This window comes from Kitasatospora sp. NPDC032757, from assembly GCF_055579305.1.
The window spans coordinates 162510-167855 of record NZ_JBVINN010000007.1; the positions used below are offsets into that span (position 1 = coordinate 162510).

6 protein-coding genes are annotated in these 5346 nt (G+C 73.2%); 1 reads left to right on the forward strand and 5 read right to left on the reverse strand.

Annotated features, from left to right (window positions below; translation table 11 throughout):
- The first annotated feature begins 82 nt into the window (after positions 1-82).
- Complete coding sequence (locus ACZ5WK_RS12865) at positions 83-460, forward strand: VOC family protein (protein ID WP_465547385.1); 378 nt, start codon at positions 83-85, stop codon at positions 458-460.
- A 104-nt stretch (positions 461-564) separates the two neighbouring features.
- Here the strand turns inward: ACZ5WK_RS12865 and ACZ5WK_RS12870 are convergent, their stop codons facing one another.
- The 5 genes from ACZ5WK_RS12870 to ACZ5WK_RS12890 all read right to left on the reverse strand — a co-directional run bounded on the left by ACZ5WK_RS12870 (position 565) and on the right by ACZ5WK_RS12890 (position 5183).
- A complete protein-coding gene (locus ACZ5WK_RS12870) occupies positions 565-1830 on the reverse strand; it encodes a cytochrome P450 (RefSeq protein ID WP_465547386.1) in 1266 nt (421 codons plus the stop codon).
- Positions 1831-2040: 210 nt separating this feature from the next.
- Positions 2041-3237 carry a cytochrome P450 gene (locus ACZ5WK_RS12875; protein WP_331742044.1) on the reverse strand — a complete coding sequence of 399 codons (1197 nt, stop codon included), beginning with the start codon at positions 3235-3237 and terminating at the stop codon, positions 2041-2043.
- Between the two features lie 140 nt (positions 3238-3377).
- Positions 3378-3776, reverse strand: a complete 399-nt coding sequence (locus ACZ5WK_RS12880) for a DUF3224 domain-containing protein (RefSeq protein ID WP_331742042.1) — start codon at positions 3774-3776, stop codon at positions 3378-3380.
- Positions 3777-3817: 41 nt separating this feature from the next.
- Complete coding sequence (locus ACZ5WK_RS12885) at positions 3818-4231, reverse strand: nuclear transport factor 2 family protein (RefSeq protein WP_331742040.1); 414 nt, start codon at positions 4229-4231, stop codon at positions 3818-3820.
- A gap of 202 nt (positions 4232-4433) precedes the next feature.
- Positions 4434-5183: a thioesterase II family protein gene (locus tag ACZ5WK_RS12890; protein ID WP_465547387.1), complete on the reverse strand. Its 750-nt coding sequence runs from the start codon at positions 5181-5183 to the stop codon at positions 4434-4436.
- Positions 5184-5346 lie beyond the last annotated feature (163 nt).

Consider the following 5346-nt stretch of genomic DNA (forward strand, 5'->3'; position numbering starts at 1 on the left):
CCGGCCGCACCGCCCGGAACTCGTCCCGCCGATGCGCAACTTTGGCCAGGCGGCGCGGGCCCGGATCCGTAGGGTTCCGGGCATGGCTGCTATCCCCTATGTCAAGTACGAGGACGTCGCGCACGCGCTCGACTGGCTGACCGAGGCGTTCGGGTTCACCGAGCAGCAACGGTTCGCCCACCCCGACGGCCCGGTGTTCCACGCGGAGATGCTCACGCCGGCCGGCGACCCGGTCTACCTGGCCGGCCCGGGCGGGGACTACCGCTCCCCCGCCACCACGGGCCAGCGCAGCGCGATGGTGTCGGTGGACACCGACGACGTCGACGCCCGGTTCAAGCGGGCCGAGGCGGCCGGCGCCACGCTGGTCTTCCCGCCCACCGACACCCCGCAGGGCATGCGGGTCTTCAAGGTCGAGGACCACGAGGGCCACGAGTGGTTCTTCAGTCAGAAGCTCAGCTGACGGCACGGAAGGGTGCGGGAAGCCGCGAGCGGGCCGGGGGCGACCTCCCGGCCCGCTCGTCCGTCGTGCCAGGGCCGCCGGGGACCTGCCCCGGCGGCGGCGCGTCACCAGGTGACCGGCAGGGCCTCCAGGCTGTGGATCACCATGTTGCGCTTCCACGGCAGTTCGCTCTCGGGGAGGGCCAGCCGCAGCCCGGGGAACCGCCGGATCAGCGTGTTGATGCCGATCTGCATCTCCAGCCGGGCGAGTTGGGCGCCGACGCAGTGGTGGATGCCGTGCCCGAAGGTGGTGTGCGAGCCCGGGCGGCGGGTGATGTCGAAGGTGTCCGGGTCCTCCCAGACCTGGGCGTCGCGGTTGGCCGAGTTGGTGACGGCGATGACGCCCTCGCCGGCCCGGATCAGCACGCTGCCCATCTTGACGTCCTCGGTCGCGACCCGCATCAGGCCGCCCGCCGCACCACCGGGGATGTAGCGCAGGAGCTCCTCGACGGCGTCGCCGATCCGCTGCGGCTCGGCCCGCAGCAGCGCCAGCTGCCCGGGGTTGCGCAGCAGGACCAGGACGGCGTTGGCGAGGCGGTTGGCGGTGGTCTCGTACCCGGCCACGATCAGTCCGCCGGCGAAGGAGACGAGTTCGCGTTCGCTGAGGCGGTCGTCGTTGTCGCGGGCGGCGATCAGGACGCCGAGCAGGTCGTCGGCCGGGGCGGCGCGGCGCTCCTGCACCATGGCCGCCAGGTAGCCGATGAGGGCCTGGCGGGCGGCGACGGCCTCCTGGAGCTGGTCGGGCGCGGTCTTGAACATCTGGTCGGACCACTGCCGGAACAGGGGCTGGTCCTGGCGCGGCACGCCGAGCAGGTCGCCGATGGTCATGATCGGCAGTGGTGCGGACAGGGCGGAGACCACGTCCCCGCCCGGGCCGCCCTGCTCCATGGTGTCCAGCAGCTCGTCCACGGTCCGTTGGATGCCGGGGCGCATGGCCTCGATGCGGCGCACGGTGAAGGCCGGGGCCACGAGCTTGCGCAGCCGGGTGTGGTCGGGCGCGTCCTTGCTGACGATGGAGTCCGGGTCGCCCTCGACGCCCGGCATGAACTGCGGTGCGCCGGGTCTGGTGGCCGCCTGGCGGCTGAAGCGCGGGTCGCTGAAGACGGTGCGGACGTCCTCGTAGCGGGTCACGATCCAGGCGGGGTCGCCGCTGGGCAGGGTGACCGGGCAGGCCGTCTGTTCGGTCCGCAGGCGGGCGTACTCGGGCGAGGGGTCCAGTGCGGAGGTGATCGGGAACGGGAACGGGCACCGCTCGGCGGTGTCCGCGAGCTCCGCGGTGTCGATGGGGCCGGTGGTGTCGGCGGGGTGGTCTTCGGGCTGCGGCCGGGTCACTCCGGCTCCTTTCGGTCCGCGGAGGCCCGGGCGCTCGGTGCGCCCGGGCCCGCCGGTGGTCAGTGGTTCGGTGCTCGGTGCCGGTGGTGCGGTGCTGCTGGTCCGTTGCCGGCAGGTGGTCGGTGGTGGGCTACGCGGTGGTCGGGTGCCCGGTGGTCCGGCGCTCGGAGGACGTCGGTGATCAGGGACGGGTGGCCGGCGGGCACCCGTTCACCAGGTGACGGGCAGCGCGTGGACGCCGTGCACGAACATGTCGCTGCGGAACGGCACGTCGTCCAGCGGCACGGCCAGTCGCAGCGTCGGGACCCGGGCGAACAGCGTGGACCAGAGCACCTGGAGCTGGAGCCGGGCCAGCAGCTGGCCCAGGCACTGGTGCAGGCCGTAGCCGAAGCCGAGGTGCTCGGCCGCCTCCGGGCGGGTGATGTCCAGCCGGTCCGGGTCGGGGAACACACGCTCGTCCCGGTTGGCCGAGGACAGCACCACGACCACGCCCTCGCCGGCCCGGACGGTCTTCCCGGCGACCTCGACGTCCTCGGTCGCCACGCGGCGCAGCCCGTAGTCGATGACCGTCTGGTGGCGCAGCAGTTCCTCGACGGCGCCGGGCACGCGGGCCGGGTCCTTCACGAGTTCCGCGAGCTGCTCGGGGTGCTGGAGCAGGACGAGGGTGCCGACGCCGATCTGGTTGGCGATGGTCTCGAACCCGGCGATCATCAGCAGGGTGGCGATGCCGACGAGTTCGTCGTGGGTGATGCCGTCCTCGTCGAGCCGGGCGGCGGCCCGCCCGAGCAGGTCGTCGGTGGGTTCGGCGGTCTTCTCGCGGACCAGCCGGTCCAGGTACTCGCGCAGTTCGTCGCGGACCACCTGACGGCGGGCCGGCGGCGCGCTCTGGTCGCCGATGACCTGGGTGCACTCCTGGAAGAACGCACGGTCCCGGTAGGGGACGCCGAGGAGTTCGCAGATCACCAGGGTGGGCAGCGGGAGGGCGATCGCCTGGACCAGGTCGGCGGTGCCGCCGCCGGACAGCATGGTGTCGACGAGCTCGTCCACGATGCCCTGGACGGCGGGGCGCAGCTCCTCCAGGCGCTTCTTGCGGAACTCGCCGACGATGGTGCGGCGCAGCCGGGTGTGGTCGGGCGGGTCCATCCGGATGAACGTGCCCGGGCCGGGCGGGCGGACGGTCATCCGGGCCGGGAAGCCGTCGCGGGAGAAGTCGGAGCTGAAGCGGTCGTCGGCCAGGACGGCGCAGGCGTCGGCGTGGCCGGTGACCAGCCACACGTCGCTGCCGTCGAAGTCCAGGGTGGAGCGGTGGAGCGGCTGTTCCGCCCGTAACCGCGGGTAGACGGGGGCGGGGTCGAGCGGGCAGGTGCGGGGCACCGGGTACGACGACGGCTCGGTCGGGGCGTCCAAGGGGCGTGTCCTCCTCGTCCAACGGGGCGGCTGCCGGGCGGGATTGCCCGGCAGCCATCCTGGTCGTCGGCGCTCGGAGGGTCTGCTCAGTATTGTGCTGGCCGGCAGATCACGGAGAACGCGGATCAGCCCGGGGTGGATCAGCCGAGGTCGTACTCCAGCCGGTACCGGGCGTTGCCGGCCTCCTCGTGGGTGGCGGTGAAGCCGCCGCTGCCGGTCAGACCGGTCAGCTCGCCCGTGCCGGAGCCCGGGACGACCGTCCAGGTCACCTCGGCGGTGGTGCCGGTCAGTTCACCGGTGTGCTGGAGTACGAAGCTGCCCGAGCGCCCGCCCAGCCGGCCGGAGACCTGCTCCAGGCCGACGAAGGTGGTGGAGTCGTCGCTCCGGTAGAACATCACGTACTCCTGGACGCCCTGGCCCTCGATGTCGCCGGTGTAGGAGTACTCGACGGCCGAGCGGGTCAGCTTGCGCCCGTCGGTCTCCGTGATGTCCTGTTCGTCCCAGCTCTTGAGGGCGCGGGTCCCGGTGGCGTTGCTCATCCTGTGTCCTTCTCGGAGAGGGTCGGCAAGGTGGCGCGATGTCACGCGGAGGCGGCACCGCCCGGCTCACCAGCATGCCCTGATTCGGCCTGGGCCGCGAACCAGTCGCGCATTCCGCCCTCGATTCCGGCGACCTGACGCCAGATCAGGCCATCCTTCAACACGTACGCGCCGAAGCCGAGTTCACGTTCGCCCCGGACGCTCATGAGGGCGCGCATGAAGAGGGTGTCACCCGTGTGGGTGTACTCCAGCAGCCGCTCGTACTTGGCCTGGATGTCCATGTAGCGGCTGAAGGTCTCGCGGATCTCCTTGTGACCGGTGAGGATGCCCTGGAACCGGACCACCACCGCGTCGGGGTGGTAGGTCTCCATGAGCGCGTCGATGTCCTTGTTGTCCAGGCAGTCGATCTGGCGGACGAAGAGCGGGTGGCAGCCGGAGAGGTCGAGCTCTTCCATGGTGTTCTCCTTCTGGGTGTGCCGCGCGGGTGCGCGGCGGCGGGGCGGAGCGGGACGGTCCGGGACGGGCCCGGTCCGGGGTCGGGGGTCGGCGGGGTCGGCCGCGGGGCCGGGGTCGGCGGCCGAGGCCCGGCCGCGGGGCCGGAGGCCGGGGCCCGGGGGTCAGGTCGGGGCCCCGGGGGTCAGGTCGGGGCCCCGGGGGTCAGGTCGGGGCGGGGACGCCGAGGCGCTCGCGGATCAGGGCGAGCAGCTCGCCCGGTTCCTCCTTCAGGTAGAAGTGGCCGCCGTCCACCACCCGCAGGTCGAAGCCTCCCCGGGTGGTGTCCCGCCAGCCGGCCATCTCGTCCGGGTCGACCTCGGGGTCCGAGCGGCCGACGACGGCGGAGACCGGGCAGGCCAGCAGGCCGCCGGGCAGCGGCGTGTACGTCTCGTTCACCTCGAAGTCGGCCCGCAGGCCGGGGGCGAACGCGTTGAGCAGCCCGGGGTGGGCGAGCACCTCGGCCGGGGTGCCGCCCATGCCGGCGACGGCCGCGGTGAACTGGTCCTGCGGCAGGTCGTGCAGCCGCGCCCGGCGGGACGGCAGGTGCGGGGCCCGGCGGGCCGAGACGACCAGGTGGCGCGGTTCTCCCCAGCCGCGGGCCGCGAACTCCCGGGCCGCCTCGTACGCGAGGACCGCCCCCAGGCTGTGCCCGAACAGCGCGAACGGCCGGTCCAGCGACGGCAGAAGGCCGTCGCACATCGGACCGATGATATCCGTCATCCGGCGAAACGGCTGTTCCTTCGCGCGGGCTTCCCGGCCCGGCAGGAGGATCGGCCGGATGTCCACGTCCTGGCCGAACTCCCGTTGCCAGGAACGGAACAGGGTCGGTCCGCCGCCGGCGTGGGCGAAGCAGAACAGGCGCAGCCCGGCGTCCGGCGCGCCCGGCGCCGCCGCGGTCCAGCGTCCGGTCATCGGTCCTCAGCTCCTCTCGCCGGGCCGGTCCGCCGGCACGGCCGGCCGGCTGCCGGTGTCGGTTTCGGCGTCGGCGTCGGCGTCGGTGTCGGTGTCCCTGCTGTGCGGCCGCCCGAGGGACCGTTCACGCGGTCTCCCCCGGCCCCGGGGGCGGGTGCGCCGC